14 protein-coding genes are annotated in these 17,061 nt (G+C 42.7%); 2 read left to right on the top strand and 12 right to left on the bottom strand.

Features of this window, described 5'->3' with window-relative positions; all coding sequences use genetic code 11:
* Nucleotide 1: 1 nt before the first annotated feature.
* Genes whiA through rapZ form a run of 3 tightly spaced genes read right to left on the bottom strand, consistent with a single transcriptional unit; the run spans nucleotide 2 to nucleotide 2,823 of the window.
* Nucleotides 2–973, bottom strand: coding sequence for a DNA-binding protein WhiA (gene whiA, locus HMPREF0556_RS11980; protein ID WP_036105710.1), 972 nt, complete (start codon nucleotides 971–973; stop codon nucleotides 2–4).
* 13 nt (nucleotides 974–986) lie between these two features.
* A complete protein-coding gene (locus tag HMPREF0556_RS11975; protein ID WP_003758975.1) occupies nucleotides 987–1,946 on the bottom strand; it encodes a gluconeogenesis factor YvcK family protein in 960 nt (319 codons plus the stop codon).
* Nucleotide 1,947: 1 nt separating this feature from the next.
* Nucleotides 1,948–2,823, bottom strand: a complete 876-nt coding sequence (rapZ, locus tag HMPREF0556_RS11970; RefSeq protein WP_003758973.1) for an RNase adapter RapZ — start codon at nucleotides 2,821–2,823, stop codon at nucleotides 1,948–1,950.
* A gap of 192 nt (nucleotides 2,824–3,015) precedes the next feature.
* Here rapZ and HMPREF0556_RS11965 point away from each other — a divergent pair, with 192 nt between their 5' ends.
* Nucleotides 3,016–5,163, top strand: coding sequence for a HelD family protein (locus tag HMPREF0556_RS11965; RefSeq protein ID WP_003758971.1), 2,148 nt, complete (start codon nucleotides 3,016–3,018; stop codon nucleotides 5,161–5,163).
* Between the two features lie 40 nt (nucleotides 5,164–5,203).
* Here HMPREF0556_RS11965 and HMPREF0556_RS11960 read toward each other — a convergent pair whose 3' ends face one another.
* Complete coding sequence (locus tag HMPREF0556_RS11960; protein ID WP_003758969.1) at nucleotides 5,204–5,770, bottom strand: GNAT family N-acetyltransferase; 567 nt, start codon at nucleotides 5,768–5,770, stop codon at nucleotides 5,204–5,206.
* Nucleotides 5,771–5,919: 149 nt separating this feature from the next.
* Between HMPREF0556_RS11960 and HMPREF0556_RS11955 the strand changes: the two genes are divergently transcribed.
* A complete protein-coding gene (locus tag HMPREF0556_RS11955; RefSeq protein ID WP_003758967.1) occupies nucleotides 5,920–6,978 on the top strand; it encodes an ABC transporter ATP-binding protein in 1,059 nt (352 codons plus the stop codon).
* A gap of 217 nt (nucleotides 6,979–7,195) precedes the next feature.
* Here the strand turns inward: HMPREF0556_RS11955 and HMPREF0556_RS11950 are convergent, their stop codons facing one another.
* The 8 genes from HMPREF0556_RS11950 to HMPREF0556_RS11915 form a co-directional block, all read right to left on the bottom strand.
* The gene (locus HMPREF0556_RS11950; protein ID WP_003758965.1) at nucleotides 7,196–8,923 is read right to left on the bottom strand and encodes a phospho-sugar mutase; all 1,728 of its coding nucleotides are present in this window, start codon (nucleotides 8,921–8,923) and stop codon (nucleotides 7,196–7,198) included.
* A gap of 19 nt (nucleotides 8,924–8,942) precedes the next feature.
* On the bottom strand, nucleotides 8,943–9,938 hold the full coding sequence (locus HMPREF0556_RS11945) for a LacI family DNA-binding transcriptional regulator (protein WP_003758964.1): 996 nt from the start codon (nucleotides 9,936–9,938) through the stop codon (nucleotides 8,943–8,945).
* Between the two features lie 108 nt (nucleotides 9,939–10,046).
* Nucleotides 10,047–11,522: a UDP-glucose--hexose-1-phosphate uridylyltransferase gene (gene galT, locus HMPREF0556_RS11940; RefSeq protein ID WP_003758963.1), complete on the bottom strand. Its 1,476-nt coding sequence runs from the start codon at nucleotides 11,520–11,522 to the stop codon at nucleotides 10,047–10,049.
* Between the two features lie 16 nt (nucleotides 11,523–11,538).
* Entirely contained in the window at nucleotides 11,539–12,531 is a 993-nt protein-coding gene (galE, locus tag HMPREF0556_RS11935; RefSeq protein WP_003758961.1) for a UDP-glucose 4-epimerase GalE, read from the bottom strand.
* Nucleotides 12,528–13,700 (bottom strand): galactokinase, encoded by a 1,173-nt coding sequence (locus HMPREF0556_RS11930; protein WP_003758959.1) that lies wholly within the window; start codon nucleotides 13,698–13,700, stop codon nucleotides 12,528–12,530. The genes galE and HMPREF0556_RS11930 overlap by 4 nt, the downstream gene beginning before the upstream one ends.
* A gap of 104 nt (nucleotides 13,701–13,804) precedes the next feature.
* Nucleotides 13,805–14,509 (bottom strand): glucosamine-6-phosphate deaminase, encoded by a 705-nt coding sequence (locus HMPREF0556_RS11925; RefSeq protein WP_003758957.1) that lies wholly within the window; start codon nucleotides 14,507–14,509, stop codon nucleotides 13,805–13,807.
* A gap of 127 nt (nucleotides 14,510–14,636) precedes the next feature.
* Entirely contained in the window at nucleotides 14,637–15,596 is a 960-nt protein-coding gene (trxB, locus tag HMPREF0556_RS11920; protein WP_003758956.1) for a thioredoxin-disulfide reductase, read from the bottom strand.
* Nucleotides 15,597–15,666: 70 nt separating this feature from the next.
* Nucleotides 15,667–17,028 carry a tetratricopeptide repeat protein gene (locus HMPREF0556_RS11915; RefSeq protein ID WP_003758955.1) on the bottom strand — a complete coding sequence of 454 codons (1,362 nt, stop codon included), beginning with the start codon at nucleotides 17,026–17,028 and terminating at the stop codon, nucleotides 15,667–15,669.
* Nucleotides 17,029–17,061: the final 33 nt, after the last annotated feature.

Genomic DNA, 17,061 nt, shown 5'->3' with positions numbered 1-17,061 from the left:
TTTATAATTGTTTGACTTTGAGTCCCAGTCCTGAAGGTGATTCTCCATTTCTAAGCCGTTCTGCGATGGTATCCAGTTTCCGCAGCCGGTGATTGACCCCCGATTTACTTACTTGTCCGGAAGTCATCATCTCGCCCAGTTCTTTGAGTGAAACATCTTCGTGGGCGATCCTGAGTTCTGCGATTTCTTTCAATTTATCCGGCAAAGCTTCCAAGCCTACTTCTTGCTGGATGAATTTAATATTGTCGATCTGTCTTACCGCCGCATTGATCGTTTTATTCAAATTGGCTGTTTCACAGTTTACCAGACGATTGACGGAATTACGCATGTCACGCATGATCCTGACATCTTCAAAATGAAGTAGCGCCGTTGTAGCTCCGATCACGCTTAGAAACTCCGTGATTTTTTCGGCTTCTTTCAAATACGTGATAAAACCGTTTTTCCGTTCAAGTGTCCGGGCATGGAGCTCGAAACTATTCATCAGCTTACAGATCGCTTCATTGTGTTCTTCATATACAGAGAAAATCTCTAAATGATACGAAGAAGTATCCGGGTTATTGATCGAACCGCTTGCTAGGAAAGCACCGCGTAAGTATGCTCGCTTGTCGCCCCGTTTTTTGACGAAATCAGCATCGATCGATTTCGTAACAGAAAAATCATCCTGTAAAATGTGGAGATCTTCCAAGATGGCACGAGTGCGGGTCTTAAATCGAACAATGTAAACATTATTTTTCTTTAACTTCATTTTTTTACGAACTAATAATTCAATTGGGATTTCATAGAGGTCTTTTAAAAGCCGGTACATCCTTCTAGCAATCGCAGCATTCTCTGTTTGGATGTCCAAAACAAATGTCTGATTGGAAAAGGATAAGGCGCCATTCATCCGAATAAACGCGGCCAGCTCTAATTTTGCATCATGGTTATTGATTTCCAATTGTGTCAATTCTTTTTTAGTTTCTGATGCAAACGACACGCCTCTCACTCCTTTAATTATTATTTTGCGCCAATAACTTCATTAATACCGCAGCTACCTTCTTAGCATCGTGGCGTACTAACCCTTCTTCTGTAGAAAGAAAATCATCCGTCAGTGCATGGATGCCTAGCTTACCGATCTGCTCTGTATCATGCGCGACTTGCCGGACATCTTCCGGAAACATTAATTCGCGTGGTACTTCTGCTGTATTGATGAGCGTATGGTTGATGATCGGTTCTCCAACGTGATCATGGATAACGCGAATATGATCCAGATCGCTGAAATTATCTGTTTCACCGATCTGCGTAAGAATATTTGAAATATAAACTACGGGAGCTTCTGTTCGGATAAGTTCCGCAGCAATATCTTTTACCAATAAATTGGGGAGGATACTAGTATACAAGCTACCAGGCCCAATTACAATCAAATCAGCTTCGGCAATTGCTTGCACTGCTGTATCCAGTGGCTTTACATCAACAGGATCAATGAATACTCGCTTGATCGGCTGACCTTGCAGCGGGATCAATGACTCGCCGTTGATAAAACTGCCGTCTTGCATCTCGGCATGTAGCACAAGTGGTTCATCTGTTGCCGGAATCACCTGACCGCGAATCTTCAACACTTTTGAAAGCACTTGGATCGCATCGACGTAACTATCATTCAGCTGCGACAAGGCAGTTAAGATCAAATTTCCGATAACATGTCCGGACAGCTCTCCTTCGACTTCAAACCGATATTGAAAGAGATCGACGACACGCTGATCCACGTTGGAGAGCGCAAGCATTACATTACGGATATCGCCCGGTGGCAATACATTCATCTGTTTGCGGATCATGCCAGAACTTCCGCCATCATCTGCAACGGTTACGATCGCAGTGATGTTTACCTTTTCTTTTTTCAAACCTTTAAGTATGACCGGAAGCCCTGTTCCGCCTCCGATAACGACCACTTTCGGTAGCGTTTCTCTATCCATCTTAATTTCCCTTTCTCCGCTTCATATCTCTATGCGAAATAGTAACATCATATTTTTGACCGATCGCTTTTCCTACAAACGCCGACAAGGCGACTGAACGATGCTGACCGCCAGTACAACCGATCGCAATGCTGAGCTGCGTCTTGCCCTCCCGTTTGTAATAAGGAAGTGAAAACCAGAGCATATCGAGCAGTTTATCCAAATACGTCTGCGTTTCCGGCCATTTCATTACATAATCATTGACCTCTTCATCCAGCCCTGTTAGCGGCCGTAGGTTATCGACCCAATGCGGATTCGGTAAAAAACGAACATCAAACACCAGATCGGCATCGATCGGCAAACCATATTTAAAGCCGAACGAAGTCACTTGAACATTAAAAATATCTTTGCTTTCCGCCTTGAATTCTTGGTTGATCCGCTCACGCAGTTCACGCGGCGTCATATTCGATGTGTTGATAAGGAGTTGCGCGCGCCCCTTGAGATCTTGTAGCAACGCTCGTTCCGCTTGGATCCCTTCTAAAATCGAACCGTTTGGCTCCAGCGGATGATGCCTTCTTGTTTCTTTATAACGGGACACCAGTACTTGGTCATCCGCCTCCAAGAAAAGCACTTTCGTCGTAATAAAGCTCGTATTATCTAAATCATCTAGCGCCTTTTCAATCGAATCGAAGAACTCCCGTCCACGTAGATCCATTACAATCGCGATTTTATCCGTCTTACCGGATTCTTTCATCAGTTCCCAAAAGGTAGGCAGTAACGTTGGCGGCAAGTTGTCTACACAAAAAAACCCTACATCCTCTAGTGACTGCATCGCTACTGTTTTACCAGCTCCAGACATCCCTGTAATAATCACCAATTGAAGTTGGTTAGTGGACATTATTCCTCATCCTTCCCTATATATAAAACCATGTATTTTCTTCTATTCTACCATATTTTTAGTAAGAAAGAATCGGAATACGACCTAACCTCATTAGAAAAAAATGATTTCTCTCTATTTACTCGCTTGTAATGATTCCTCCTATGACTTATAATGATTGGTTAGTCTACTTTTTTATAAAGGAGAATGTGTATGAGCGATAAAGAAACCGAAAAAGAGGTGCGTTATCTCCAAGAAGTCTACGCAAAGTTGCTACACCAAGAGGAGGAATTAACTGCACTACTCAAAACAGCAAAAGAGGAAGGCATCTCATCAATAAAATCGATGGCAGAAGATACCAGTATGAATTTCGATAATATGTTCGATACAATGGAATCACTGGCGGCGATCGAATCCAAGAATAAAGAAATCGATCAGCTGAATATTAAAGTCAAAACTGCCGATACCCTTCTTCAAAAGATCAAACGTCTATTACAATCACCTTATTTCGGTAAAATCAATGTTGACTTTTTAGATGCGGAAGCGCCGGAAGACTTCTACATCGGTATCCATAATTTCGCAAATGATGCCGGCGATAACTTGATTTACGATTGGCGCTCCCCAATCGCGGAATTATTTTATAATAACGCTCTTGGAAATTCCTATTACAGCGTCCAGCAGCGGAAGATCCAAGTTGCCATCAACAATAGAAGACAGTTTATCATTGCAAAAGACAAGTTGCTCAAATTTTTTGATACCTCGATCGCGATCCAAGACGATGTATTGCTGGAAGCGCTCGAACATAACGCCACTACTCAAATGAAAGACATTACTTCTACCATCCAGCAAGAACAGAATCGTATTATCCGCGACCAGAAAAATCATATCATTTTGGTAAATGGTGTCGCGGGAAGTGGGAAAACATCGACGATCATGCAGCGCATCGCCTATCTGCTTTATTCACTGCGACAAGAAATCACTGTAGACAATATGTTGATTTTATCGCCCAACACTAACTTTGTTACTTATATTTCCAATGTTTTACCTGCTCTAGGTGAAAAGAATCCTACTAACCTTACATTCCGGGAGCTCATTCAGCGTCAGCTAACTGATCCACTCGAAACAGAACCACAGTATTTCGCCAGGATCAGCAAAGAAACCGTTGATGCACAAGCAGTAGTCCTACGCAGCAAAGCTTTTATCGATCACATCAAACAAGTTGACGAGCTGCCGCTGAACGATTCCTTTATTCGTAGCATCACTCAAAATGGTAAGGTCATTATTTCTAAAGAGAGAATAGCCGCAATCTATGCAAACGCCCCAGCAGCACCGCTGAAAAAAGTACAAGCCGTCAAAGAAGCACTACTAGATCATTGGAAAAAGCGCCTTCGCACCGAAGCAAAAAGCGCTGCCGCTCAAGATTTATTCTTATCCTTAACAGAAGATCAACAGCAGAAATACTTTGGGAAATTGATCACCGCAGACGATGAAAAAAGTGTTTTAAATTATACGCAACTCTTATTGGCAAGGCGCTATCGTAAAGTGACCAAAGCCATTCAGGAAAATAAATGGCTCAACAGCGCAAAAATATTGGAACATCTATATTCCACCTATCAAAAGCAGCCCTATCAATGGCAGGATCCTGCCACTTTCACAGTGGATGAAGCGACCGCTTTGCTTGCTATCCGTCATTTTCTGATCGAAAAAAGCCATACACCCGCGATTCGCTTTCTATTGATCGATGAGGTTCAAGATTACACGCCAGCGCAGATCTGCTTACTAGCTGAACTATTTCCCAACAGCGATTTTACCATGGTCGGCGATGAAAATCAGGCGATCTTCAACACAGCGATCTCGTTTGCTGAGATCACCTGCTGTTTTTCTACTCGAAATACATCCATCGCGCGATACGATCTGTTAAACAGCTACCGTTCCAGCGGCGTCATCACTGAACTCTTCGGTCAGTTAGCTGCCTCCACTAAAAGGCTGACCATTGTTCCCGTCCGCCCAGCAGGACACCCGCCGCAAGTTTTTAAAATCGAAGACCCGCGAGAACTGATCCCATTGGTAGGCAAGCTGTTGGAAGAACTACAACACGAACTGCTAACGATCATTACAAAGACAAGCGCAGAAGCGGACAAAATCGCTGCCTTATTTGCCAGTGATGCACAGGTCAGCGTTTTGCCGATCAGTGTCTCGAAAGGGCTGGAGTTTTCCAATGTGCTTGTGTACGATATTTCTGCGGATAATTATAATACCGCTAGAGATAACCGCATCCTCTATACGGCGATCTCGCGGGGAATGCAGCGACTGTTTTTGACGTACGCCGGAGAAATGACAAAAAGCCTTCATATTGAATAAAAAACGAGACGGGAACAATCCCGTCTCGTTTTGCTTTGTTTCAGTGCGGCCCATGAATCGCTGCAAATTCTGACTTTAATAAAGCATAGGTGTTAAAATCTCGAAATTCTCCCCTGATCAACTTACTTTGTTTCAGTGTGCCTTCTAGCATAAATCCGCATTTTTCCGCAACTCGATTACTTCCTTTGTTTTCTGTGTCGGCAACCAACGTGATTCGGTTCAATGCCAGCGTTTCAAACCCGATCTGACAAAGTTTTTGTACACATTTAGGGGCAATACCTTTTCCAATATAAGCAGAATTGATCCAATATCCGATTTCTGCAGAATGATTTGCCGCATCAATAAAATGCAAGTCGATTGCTCCGACAATCTTGCTTTCATAGGCAATCAGATACAGTCTATCTGTCCCCTTCGCATAACCCGCCAGCTTGATCCTGAAATAATTTTCTTCATCTGCAAGTTCGTTCGTATCATCCACATAGTTTAAAAACTTCCGCAGATGTTCGCGATCGTTATCCAACACGGCATAAAGATCCTTGGCATTTTCAAGTGATGGCTGAACTAAATCAATTTTTTCGTCGACAGATAATGTGAAATTATAATGCATTTTCCCTCTCTCCCGCCATTCTTATTTTCCTAATAATAGCATACCAGCAGGTGTTTTAGAAATTCTCCACTTCCACATTGACGATTTCCGCTATTAATTATACGATAGAAAGAGAATGAATCTGAATCTAGTAAAGAAAAGGGAAGAATATGGAAAAAAAACAGGCAGTTCAACTTATAAATGTATCCAAAAAATATAATTTATTAAAAAGCCGCAACGATAAACTTAAAAATATGTTTTTCAATAAACAAACAGATACTTTCTGGGCATTGCGCAATGTTAATTTGACGATTTATCAAGGCGAGACAATTGGATTAGTCGGGATCAATGGCGCCGGGAAATCCACGCTTTCCAATGTGATCTCCGAATCGATCATCCCCACGCACGGTGAAGTGCTTATCAACGGCGAAGTTTCTTTGCTTGCGATCAAAGTTGGTCTGAAAAATGCCTTATCTGGTGTAGAAAATATTAAATTAAAACTATTGATGCATGGATTGAACCCCAAACAGATCCAAGAACTGTTGCCTTCTATCATTGAATTTGCCGATATTGGTACCTTCATTGACCAGCCAATCAAGAATTACTCTAGCGGAATGCGGTCACGGTTGGGATTTGCAATTTGTGTGCATTTAGATCCAGACATCCTCATCATTGATGAAGCACTCTCTGTCGGCGACCAAACTTTCTACCAAAAATGTGTAGACCGAATCGATGAATTGAAAAATTCCGGGAAAACCATTATTTTCGTCAGTCATTCTTTAGCGCAAGTCAAAAAACTTTGCGACCGGATCGTCTGGATGCATTACGGTGAAGTCCGCGCATTCGGCGAAGCACAGCAGATCGCAAAGGATTATGACGCCTTTATCAAAGAATATAAGGCGATGCCAAAAAAAGAGCGCAAAGCCTACATTGCCGCCTATCGGGAAGAACAAAAGCAGGACACACATATTCTTGTTGATGAAAAAGAGACCGAAAAAAAACACAAGCCGATCACGAATATTCTGCTAGGGATACTATTAGTGGAATACCTGCTCTTCTTCGGTGGTTTAGTTGTGACAGATACATCGCTGTCCGGTCTGATCAAAAGTTGGGGGAAACACGCCCCGGCAACTAGCCAGCAGAGTCCGAAAAAGATCGATCAGGCGGATAAAAAAATAAAAAAAGGACGAGCTTTTTCACAAATAGCTCGTCCTTTTTTTATACATTAACGATTGCAGGCTTCACGATTCTGCGCTCGCGAATAGCTAAGAATACACTTATGAAAATAAAATCGACTATTGCTAAGCAAGTACGATCTGCCAAAGCAACACATGCTGCTCCGCCATTATCAGTTCACCCATATAAACTAAACTCCAAAAAGTAAATAAACAAGTCCATTTTTTTAAACAAAATAAACAGGCTCCCCTCCCGGAAAGCCCGTTCCTTTTATTCTACTTTTGCCAGCAACCCTGCTTTGACTGCTTCTAATTTTCGTTCACTTGCCTCGGCACTTTCGCCTTTCACGCTAAAATAAAATTTGATTTTTGGCTCTGTTCCAGAAGGACGCAGTGCGAACCAGGAACCATCTTCAAGAAAACATTTCAATACATCTGCTTTTGGAAGCTCGATTGCTGTTTCTTCACCGGTTTCTAAATTCGTTTCTATTTGTGTTAAATAGTCTTCAATTCGAGCGATTGGTTCGTCCCCGATTTTTTTCGGGAGTTCTGCACGGAAATCATGCATGATTGCTTTGATTTTCTCTGAGCCATCTTTTCCGGACATCGTTTTGGAAATAAGGGCCTCTTTGTAGTAGCCAAATTGCTCAAACAAGGCTTCCAGTTCTTCAAAGAGTGTCCGATTTTGCTGTTTGCTGGACAGGGCTACTTCGCAGATCGACAGCACTGCTTGGATCGCATCTTTGTCGCGTGTGAAGGATTTGACCATATACCCGTTGCTTTCTTCATAACCGAATTCAAAAGTATGGGAGCCGCTTGCTTCAAATTCTTTGATTTTTTCTGCAATAAATTTGAAACCAGTCAAAACTTCGATCATTTTAGCGCCATAGAAGGAAGCGATGTCTTTACCAATGTCGCTTGTCACGATTGATTTTAAGACTGCTGCGTTTGCCGGAAGCTGGCCGAGTGCTTTCATTTGTTTCAGGCGATAGTTTAAGATCAGCGCACCGATCTGATTTCCAGACAACACTTCAAAACTACCAGAACTATCGCGAACAGCAACGCCTAAGCGGTCTGCATCCGGGTCGGTCCCCACTAAGATATCAGCATCGTATTTTTCCCCATATTCAATTGCTTTTAGGAATGCTTCCTTATTTTCTGGATTTGGCGATTTGACGGTTTTAAAGTCAGGATCATTGATGAATTGTTCCTCGACTTTGATGATATTTGTAAAACCAACACTTTCCAGAGCTGGTACGCCTAAGATTCCGCCAGTTCCGTGCAATGGCGTAAAGACGATTTTCAGATCTTTTCCTTTTGTATTTACTAGATCCTTATCCACGATCACCTCTTTAACACGGTTTAGATAAGGTTCATCAACTTTGCTGCTGATGACTTCTAACAGCCCTTTTTCTTTTAATTCGTGGATAGGAGCTGCTTTGATTGCAAAAATATCCTCGATCGCTTCGATATGATTCGTCACGATGTCAGCAGATTCTGGCGGCATTTGCCCGCCATCCTCGCCGTAAATTTTATAGCCATTATATTCCGGCGGATTGTGGCTCGCCGTAACAACGATCCCGCTGAAGCAATTTAAGTAGCGTACTGCGAAAGAAAGTTCGGGAGTAGGACGTAATGATTCGAATACATACGATTGAATCCCGCGTTCGCCTAAAACAGCAGCAGATTCATACGCAAATTCTTGTGACATATGTCTTGGATCATAAGCGATCGCTACTCCGCGTGCTTTTGCCGCGTCTCCATTGCTTTCAATAAACGCAGCCAGACCACTGGTTGCTTTGCGGATCGTATAGATATTCATTCGATTCGATCCGGGACCGATGATACCGCGCATGCCGGCAGTTCCGAACTCCATGTCGCGATAAAAACTGTCCTCCAACTGTTTATCATCTTCTTTGATTGTTTCTAATTGTTTTTTTAAAGCTGGATCCAGTTCTTTATTTGCGACCCATTTTTGATAATTTTCTTGCCAACTCATTATATGTATCCCCTCTCCTTTATTTTACCTCACTACTTTCGCGGATAATCAAATCGGTTGCGATCATTACTTTTTTGGCAACGTCTCTTTCCCCAGTCAATCGCTCATGTAAGAGCTTCATCGCTGTTTCGCCCATCAGTTCGGTGTAGACCCGCACCGTGCTAAGTGGTGGATAGACGTACTTTGCAACACTGGTATCATTCAATCCAATCACTGCCACTTGCTCTGGCACCTTGATTTTCGCATGTTGAAGTGCACGCAATGCACCGATCGCAATAGAATCATTTGCAGCAAAAAAGGCGGACGGCAGCTGCGTTCCTAATGTTTGGATCGCTTCCGTCATTAACTGATAACCTGATTCAACGTTGAATGCCCCTGTAAATACCATCTGTTCATCATAGCGGCCCTTCTTTTCCAAATATGCCTGAAAACTACTGGCTCTGGTGTCTGTGATGATCGAGGAATGGTCAGTGAAAAACTCTTCTCCGCCTAAAAAGCCGATCTTCGAATGACCTTGATCAATAAAATAATCGATCACGCTAATAACACCCTGATCCAAGTCGGCGACGACCGAATCCAATCGACGAACAGACATATCTTGATCTGTAAAGCAAATCGGTACTCGATATGTCTCCAGCTTTTCAATTTGCTTGTCGCTGAATTTACCAATGGCAATGATTCCTTCTGCGCCCTTGAGCATCGTTTCTGCGTCTTGTGTAACAGAAACAAACTGGTAGCCAAGCTCTGCGGCTTTTGCTTCGACGCCCATGCGGATCGCCAAATAGTAAATGTCCATCAGCTCTTCTTGTTCAGTATACCATTTGACAAGTGCGATCTTGGCATGCTTTTTTTGTTTTTTCTGTTTATGTTTCGTATAATGCAGAGACTCCGCGACTTCAAAAATTCGTTTTTTTGTTTCATCGCTGGTCGATAATGTATTGTCAAAATTCAAGACTCGTGAAACCGTTGCTGCGGAAACACCCGCTTTTTCAGCAATATCTTTGATTGTTGCCACGCTGCCACCTCCACATGTTTCCCCTTTATTCTACCAAGTTATCTGCCATTCGTCTATTTCAAAATCAGAAGCACCTGAAACCGCTTCGATTCCAGAGTGATCCGTTTTTTATAATGTAGTTGTAAATCGCTGGAAGGCGACTTTTCCTGCCGTTGTCTGCTTGAACACACCGGCATCGGTCAATACCTCCAAGAACCGTTCCGCTACTGCTTGTTTGAGTACGTCTTGGCTATTGGCTTCTGTAATTGTTTGCTTGGCTTTCACAGTATCTGCCCAGTCGAGATGGATCGCTTTGATATTCGATGGTTTGTTCAGCCAGTAGGCCCTCACTTCTTCCAGTTCTTCTTTCAGCCTTGCTGGTAAAATTGCCAATCCCATTACTTCGATCAAGCCGATATTTTCTTTTTTGATATGTTGTACGTTGGGATGTGGGTGAAAAATGCCATCTGGAAACTCGGCGGATGTCCGATTATTGCGCAACACGATATCCAGTTCGTAATCATCCGCTTTTTGCCGTGCGATCGGTGTGACTGTATTATGCGGCTGATCCGTTTCCGCAATGATAGAAGCGCTTTCATCGTTATAACTTTTCCACGTGTTAAATACGTGTACAGCTGCATCTATTAATATGTCTTTCTTTTTATGACGCAACCTAATAACAGAAAGCGGCCAATGTAAGACTTCTGCTTCTATTTCTGGAAAATCAGTCATTACAAACGAATACCAGACTTCTGCCTGTTCCATTGGGAAATTATGCGCCCCGCCTTGATAGTGATCATGCGTCAAAATCGAACCGCCCACGATTGGTAGATCGGCATTTGAACCAACAAAGTAGTGTGGGAACTGCTCTACGATCCCTAACAAATTAGCAAACGTCTTCCGATTAATTTGCATAGGTCGGTGCTCTTTTGCTAAAAAGATCGAATGCTCTTCATAATACGCGTAGGGCGAAAACTGAAAGCCCCATGGCTCCCCAGCCAATTCCAGTTGAATAATACGATGATTTGTTCTCGCAGGGTGCTTGCTATTGCCCAAGTAGCCTTCATTTTCCATACATAACAAACAAGTAGGATAATTCCCAGTCGGCGTGTTTTTTTCAAGTGCGATCTGCTTGGGATCTTTCTCTGGCTTCGCAAGATTGATCGTGATCTCTAAATCGCCATAGTTAGTTGCTGTCTGATAACGAATATTTCTCGCTAGTTCACGCGTTTTTATGTAATTACTGGCTTTGCTCCATTCGTGAAAATAATCGGTCGCTTGCTGCGGAGATTGCGCGTAACGTCGCTGAAATTCTTGATTCAATTCGGATGGAAGTGGTACAAATAGATCCATGATAGCACTTTCAAGTTGTTCTTTTTCAGAATCGATTGCTGAAATAATACCGCTTTGGACAGCAAATTCGATCAGTTTATCTAATAATTGGAGGAGCGGTCCAGGCTCCTCCGCAGGCATGCAGTTTTCATAATCGGATAACGCCAATAATGCCAGTAGCCGGTTTCGGATATAGATTTCATCGGCTTCGGTCAGATTTCCAGCTTGCTTGTTTGCTGCTAGGAAATCTGTTATTACTTGGGAAATATCCATGTAGATTCACTCCATTTTACTTGTCCTCAAAACCGTGTGGATGCGATTGATGCCAATTCCATGCAGAAGCAATGATTTCGGACACGTTTGTATTTTTGGGTTCCCAACCTAATATTTTTCTAGCTTTGTCACTAGAAGCAATCAGTGTACTTGGATCTCCTTTTCGTCTCGGAACTACTTTCGCCGGGATCTCTTTTCCGGTAACTTCTCTTGCTGCTTCCAGCATTTGTTGCACAGAGAAGCCGCTGCTGCTGCCTAAGTTGAAAATATTGCTTTCCCCGCCTTTTTTCAAATACTCCAAAGCCAAAATGTGTGCGTCGATCAAATCAACGACATGAACATAATCACGGATACATGTGCCGTCTTCGGTCGGATAGTCATCACCAAAGATCGATAGCTCTTCCCGTTGACCTAAAGCAACTTGTAGAATGATCGGCACTAAGTGTGATTCCGGGTCATGATCTTCTCCGATGGTCCCATCTGCCTTTGCACCGGCAACATTAAAGTAGCGTAACGCGACAAATTTTATCCCGTAAGCAATATCACACCATTTCATCATTTTTTCCATGATCAATTTCGTATCACCGTAAGTGCTTTCCGGATTTGTCCGCATGTCTTCTGTGATCGGAATCTGTTCTGGTTCGCCATAAGTAGCTGCGGAAGAAGAAAACACGATGGCTTTCACACCAAATTTCTCCATTACTTCCAAGACGATTTGTGTACCATACACATTGTTATTTAGATAAGTCAGCGGAATCTCCATGGATTCGCCAACTAGTGAGTTAGCGGCAAAATGGACGACTCCCTCTACATTTTCTTTTTCAAAAACACTTTCCAAAAAGGCTTTATCCCGAATATCTCCTTGATAGAATGTTGCTTTTTCATGAACGGCTTTTTCATGACCAGTCTGCAAATTATCTACCACAGCCACTGCGTAGCCTTTCTCAATCAATTGATCCACTGCATGCGAGCCAATGTAACCAGCTCCTCCAAGTACTAAAATACTCATGTTTCATCCTCCTCCAAAATCGTTGCCCCGTCACTAATATCTGCTATATAAAAATCAGCTGCATAACCTATTTTTTCTTGGTAACGTTGGCCTACTTGCTGGATAAACGTGTCAATATGAGCATCTTCTACAATCGCGATCGCGCAGCCGCCAAAACCTGCTCCCGTCATTCTCGCCCCGACGACGCCCGGCAACTGCCACGCTGTCTCCACCAGTATATCTAATTCTACACCAGTTACCTCGTAATCGTCACGCAAAGATTCATGTGATTCATTCATTAGTTTGCCGAAAGCCGCTAATTTTCCCTGTTTCAGTGCCGCCGCAGCTTCCAATGTCCGAATATTTTCGCTAACAGCATGTTTGGCCCGTTTTCGCATGAGTGGCGGTAGCTGTTCTGCATGGGAGGTAAATTCCTCATTTGTCAATTCACCCAGCGCTTGGATCGAGAGTGCTTGATTGAGTATTTTCACGGCTTCCTCACATTCTTGGCGGCGCTCATTATACTTCGAATCGGCTAATTCCCTGCGCTTGTTCGTGTTCATAATAACGATCTTGTGCGCCTGCAGTTCTAGGGGCACTAACTCATAGTCCAATGTCTGACAATCAAGCAGAATCGCATGATCCTTTTTCCCCATTCCCACGGCAAATTGATCCATGATCCCTGAGTTGACACCAATAAAAGCATTTTCGACTTTTTGTCCTAGTTTTATCAGTTCAAGCCTCGACACCTCTAATTGGAACAGGTCTTTGACAATGACCCCGGTCAACATTTCAATCGAAGCAGAGGAACTCAGCCCAGCGCCATTAGGCAGATTCCCATAAAACAGAATGTCCATTCCTTGGTTGATCGCATACCCACTATCTTTCAAGTAGCGAATGACGCCTTTTGGATAATTTGCCCAATCATCTTTCTTGCGATAATCCAATTCGTTGACGGTACACGAGATAATTCCTTTATCCGGAAAATTTTCCGAATAGAACCGAACCTGATCGTCTTCCCGCAAGCTAGCTACTCCATAAGTTCCGAGCGAGATCGCACAGGGGAAAACATGTCCTCCGTTATAATCGGTATGTTCCCCGATCAAATTGATTCTTCCCGGAGCAAAAAACAGTATTCCTTCTTTTTTGAATACGCTTTCAAAAAGAGATTTCACCTTTTGTTTTTCCATGACTTACCTCCTAGCTTTGATAAATCCACTATATAACATTTACTAAATTTTATCAACCTTTTTACTAAAAAACATCTTTCTAATTATAGAAAGATGTCGTTTACTTATAGATCCGCTGCCGCTTCCTGATCAAGAATAACAGTGAGGTTCGGATGTAATTGCAAGATCGAGGCTGGGATATTCCTATCGATCGGACCACTTAGCGCCCGTTTGATAATACCTGCCTTATGCGAGCCATTCGCTATCAGTATTAGCTGTTTTACTTTCATAATGGAAGCCGCCCCCATCGTAACGAATGATGCGGGAAGCTTTTCACCGGAATCGGCCTTTGCCCATTCATACCACGAATACTCTGGCTTTATCAGGACTTCATGTGTATGACGATTGAATTCAGTGGACTGCGGCATATTCGCACAAAAATGTCCATCCTCTCCAATGCCGATCAGCATCGCATCCAGTCCACCTGCGTTTGCGATTCTTTGATCCTGTTCTTGATAATTACTTAAATTCAATAGGTGGATCTGTTCGGACGAAATATTAGCTGGCTGGAAAAACAACTTTTGCAACGCTGCTTCCGTCATTCCTTTTTCTTCTCCTAATTCGACGATCTCATCAAAATTATAATAATGCACATTTTGATAGGCTGCATTGTTTTTTACTCGCGGAATCAGCGCCGTATATGTGCTTTGCGGCGTATTTCCGGCAGTAATGGAAATATTTACCCGCTTATCTTCCGTCATTTTCCCTAAAAGGATACTTGCTGCTAGATTTCCTAATGCTTCATAACTTTCTGTGATGATTATTTTCATGTCTTCGGCTCCTTTGTTTTAAAATGGATTACTTTTTTACTATACGTCATGTAATGCATTACATGGCAAGTCATAAAATAAAAAAAGGAAGGATCTCCATGGAGATCCTTCCTTTTTTACAATTTCTCTATTCTGAAACCGTCTCTGTGAGCGATTCCTTCAACTCTTCTACATATTTTTGCGCATTTTGTCCAGCTAGACCGCCGTCGCCTGCTGCGGTAACGATCTGACGTAGACTTTTCGCCCTAACATCGCCTGCTGCAAAGATTCCGGGAATCTCTGTACGCAATTCTTCATCTGTTATGATGTAGCCTTCTCCGTCTGTGATCCCCAAATCTTGGAATGGTTTGGTAAGCGGAACTAAGCCAACGTAGATAAACACGCCGTCAGCAGAAACCGTTTTTTCCGAACCGTCTTCTGTCGAAATAATTTTCACACCAGTTACTTTTGAGCCGTCGCCAACGATTTCTTCTGCTGTATGGTTCCAAATGAAATCTACTTTGTCATTTTTAAAAGCACGGTCTTGTAAGATTTGTTGCGCACGCAATTTATCGCGGCGATGAATGATCGTCACTTTGCTTGCATATCTTGTTAAATAGGTTCCTTCTTCTACCGCGGAATCGCCACCACCGACTACCACCAATTCACGGTTTTTGAAAAATGCTCCGTCACAGACTGCGCAGTAAGAAACGCCACGTCCGCTAAGTTCATCTTCGCCCGGAACACCTAATTTGCGATGTTCTGCTCCTGTTGCGATGATGATTGCTCGACCTTTATATGCCTTTGATCCTGCATATACTGTTTTGTATGCTAACTCATTATCGATTCCTTTAATATCACCATATGCATATTCAGCACCGAATTGTTTTGCACCGCTGAACATTTTGTCTGAAAGATCCGGTCCTAAAATAGAATCAAATCCTGGATAGTTTTCAACTTCTGCCGTATTCACCATTTGTCCACCAGGAACACCGCGTTCGATCATCAACGTATCAAGATCTGCGCGTGAAGTATATAAAGCTGCTGTCATCCCAGCTGGTCCTGCTCCAATAATAATCACATCATAAATTTTGTCTTCGCTTGCCATGCTGATACCTCCTTGTCCGTCTAACTACTCTAATCCTAATACGATAGACGTATTAAGTCTATTTTTCTGCTCATTTTGAGGATTTTAGCCCCTCTAACCCAGGCAAACTGAGTTCCTCTTCCTTTGCATTTGCAGAAAGCAGCTCCGCAAAAACATCCTTGTAAAAGCCGCTATCCGCTGAAGTCAGCTGGTCTGTTTTATGTTCTAGCAAACGACAAAGATAGTAGGTATTTTTTTCTTCTATGGAATCGCCCATTGTTTTAAAATCTGTCAATATCAAATATGCGTCATAATCCCAACTGCTTTGATCGAACAGTGGGTCAAATAAAAGCAGCTCCGCCCGATTAGCAGAATGTGCCAACTGATACGCCCCATAAAGTTTTTCAGCAGGTTGCGTTGACCGAAGCAGCGCAATAATTTCCAGTACATCGTTTTGGCGATCATTCTTCCATGGAAAATTCGTTGGTTCATAGCCACTGATAATTGTGAAAAGCTGCCATAGATCTTCGGCCGACTCCATTTCACCGCTGAATGCTTCTACTTTCGCAAAATAGTAATAGTAAGCTGTTTTATCTACGACTTCCGTCTCTGCCAACTGAACAAACAACGCCCGTGCTTTCTCAATGTTGCCCAGCATCGTGTGGACGATCGCTAGTTTTTCTTTGTGATGCACTAGTGTTGGTGCAACATGATCCAAGCGGCCGTAAATTTCCCGACAACTTTCCATATCTGCTTTATAAAAATAATACATACACAGATCCGCAAGTCCCATCAAGTTTCCTGGATCACGATCGATCAGTTCCAGCAATACTTTCAATCCTTCCGCTTCTTTCAATTGACGAAAATCCAGCAATGCCAGTTGATTGTATGCTGGCCAAAAATTCGGCTCCCGGAGCAGGACGCCTTCTAAGAACTGAGCAGCTGCTTCCATGTTTTCGCTAGCTTCATAGCGCCGCCACTCTTTGATATAATCCTGAAATTGTTGTTCGATATTCGCAAACTGGTTTTCCCGTAAATGACGGATAGGATTTTCTTCCGCCAGCACTTCCAACAGATCCTCGACTTCTTCTGCATATTCACCATCCGGATCAAGCTCCAAATAGCGTTTTGCATATTGGATCGCATGACTGATATCGTTCAAATACGCAAAGTTATTGGCAATAAAATAATAACAATAGTGCAAGGAAGTATCGAGGGTATCGATCACTTGCAGCAGCAAACGGTTCGATTTCAAAAATTGTCCTAATTCTGTATAACAAATTGCCAATTGGCATAAAATAATTGGATCATTTGGAGATAAGTCGTTCGCACGCAGAAGATAGCGGACTGCTTCTTTCATTTCTCCTTCTCGAAAAGCATGAATACCGCGTTCAAAATAATAATGACCACTGGGAAGAAAACGAATAATATTTTGTTTGGACTCTTGTTTCATAGTTCTCTCCACCTCTTTCGTCTATGTTTAAGA

The organism is Listeria grayi DSM 20601, assembly GCF_000148995.1.
Taxonomy (GTDB): domain Bacteria; phylum Bacillota; class Bacilli; order Lactobacillales; family Listeriaceae; genus Listeria; species Listeria grayi.
Note: the sequence above shows the minus strand (reverse complement) of the source record. Positions and strands in the feature narration are given on the sequence as shown.

Excerpts from the sequence above, each read along its gene's own strand:
- galE (WP_003758961.1), bottom strand. The coding sequence starts at position 12,531 with ATGAGTATTTTAGTACTTGGAGGAGCTGGTTACATTGGCTCGCATGCA.
- HMPREF0556_RS11925 (WP_003758957.1), bottom strand. The coding sequence starts at position 14,509 with ATGAAAATAATCATCACAGAAAGTTATGAAGCATTAGGAAATCTAGCA.
- galT (WP_003758963.1), bottom strand. The coding sequence starts at position 11,522 with ATGGATATTTCCCAAGTAATAACAGATTTCCTAGCAGCAAACAAGCAA.
- HMPREF0556_RS11975 (WP_003758975.1), bottom strand. The coding sequence starts at position 1,946 with ATGGATAGAGAAACGCTACCGAAAGTGGTCGTTATCGGAGGCGGAACA.
- HMPREF0556_RS11955 (WP_003758967.1), top strand. The coding sequence starts at position 5,920 with ATGGAAAAAAAACAGGCAGTTCAACTTATAAATGTATCCAAAAAATAT.
- trxB (WP_003758956.1), bottom strand. The coding sequence starts at position 15,596 with ATGGCAAGCGAAGACAAAATTTATGATGTGATTATTATTGGAGCAGGA.
- HMPREF0556_RS11960 (WP_003758969.1), bottom strand. The coding sequence starts at position 5,770 with ATGCATTATAATTTCACATTATCTGTCGACGAAAAAATTGATTTAGTT.
- HMPREF0556_RS11930 (WP_003758959.1), bottom strand. The coding sequence starts at position 13,700 with ATGGAAAAACAAAAGGTGAAATCTCTTTTTGAAAGCGTATTCAAAAAA.
- HMPREF0556_RS11915 (WP_003758955.1), bottom strand. The coding sequence starts at position 17,028 with ATGAAACAAGAGTCCAAACAAAATATTATTCGTTTTCTTCCCAGTGGT.
- HMPREF0556_RS11965 (WP_003758971.1), top strand. The coding sequence starts at position 3,016 with ATGAGCGATAAAGAAACCGAAAAAGAGGTGCGTTATCTCCAAGAAGTC.
- HMPREF0556_RS11950 (WP_003758965.1), bottom strand. The coding sequence starts at position 8,923 with ATGAGTTGGCAAGAAAATTATCAAAAATGGGTCGCAAATAAAGAACTG.
- rapZ (WP_003758973.1), bottom strand. The coding sequence starts at position 2,823 with ATGTCCACTAACCAACTTCAATTGGTGATTATTACAGGGATGTCTGGA.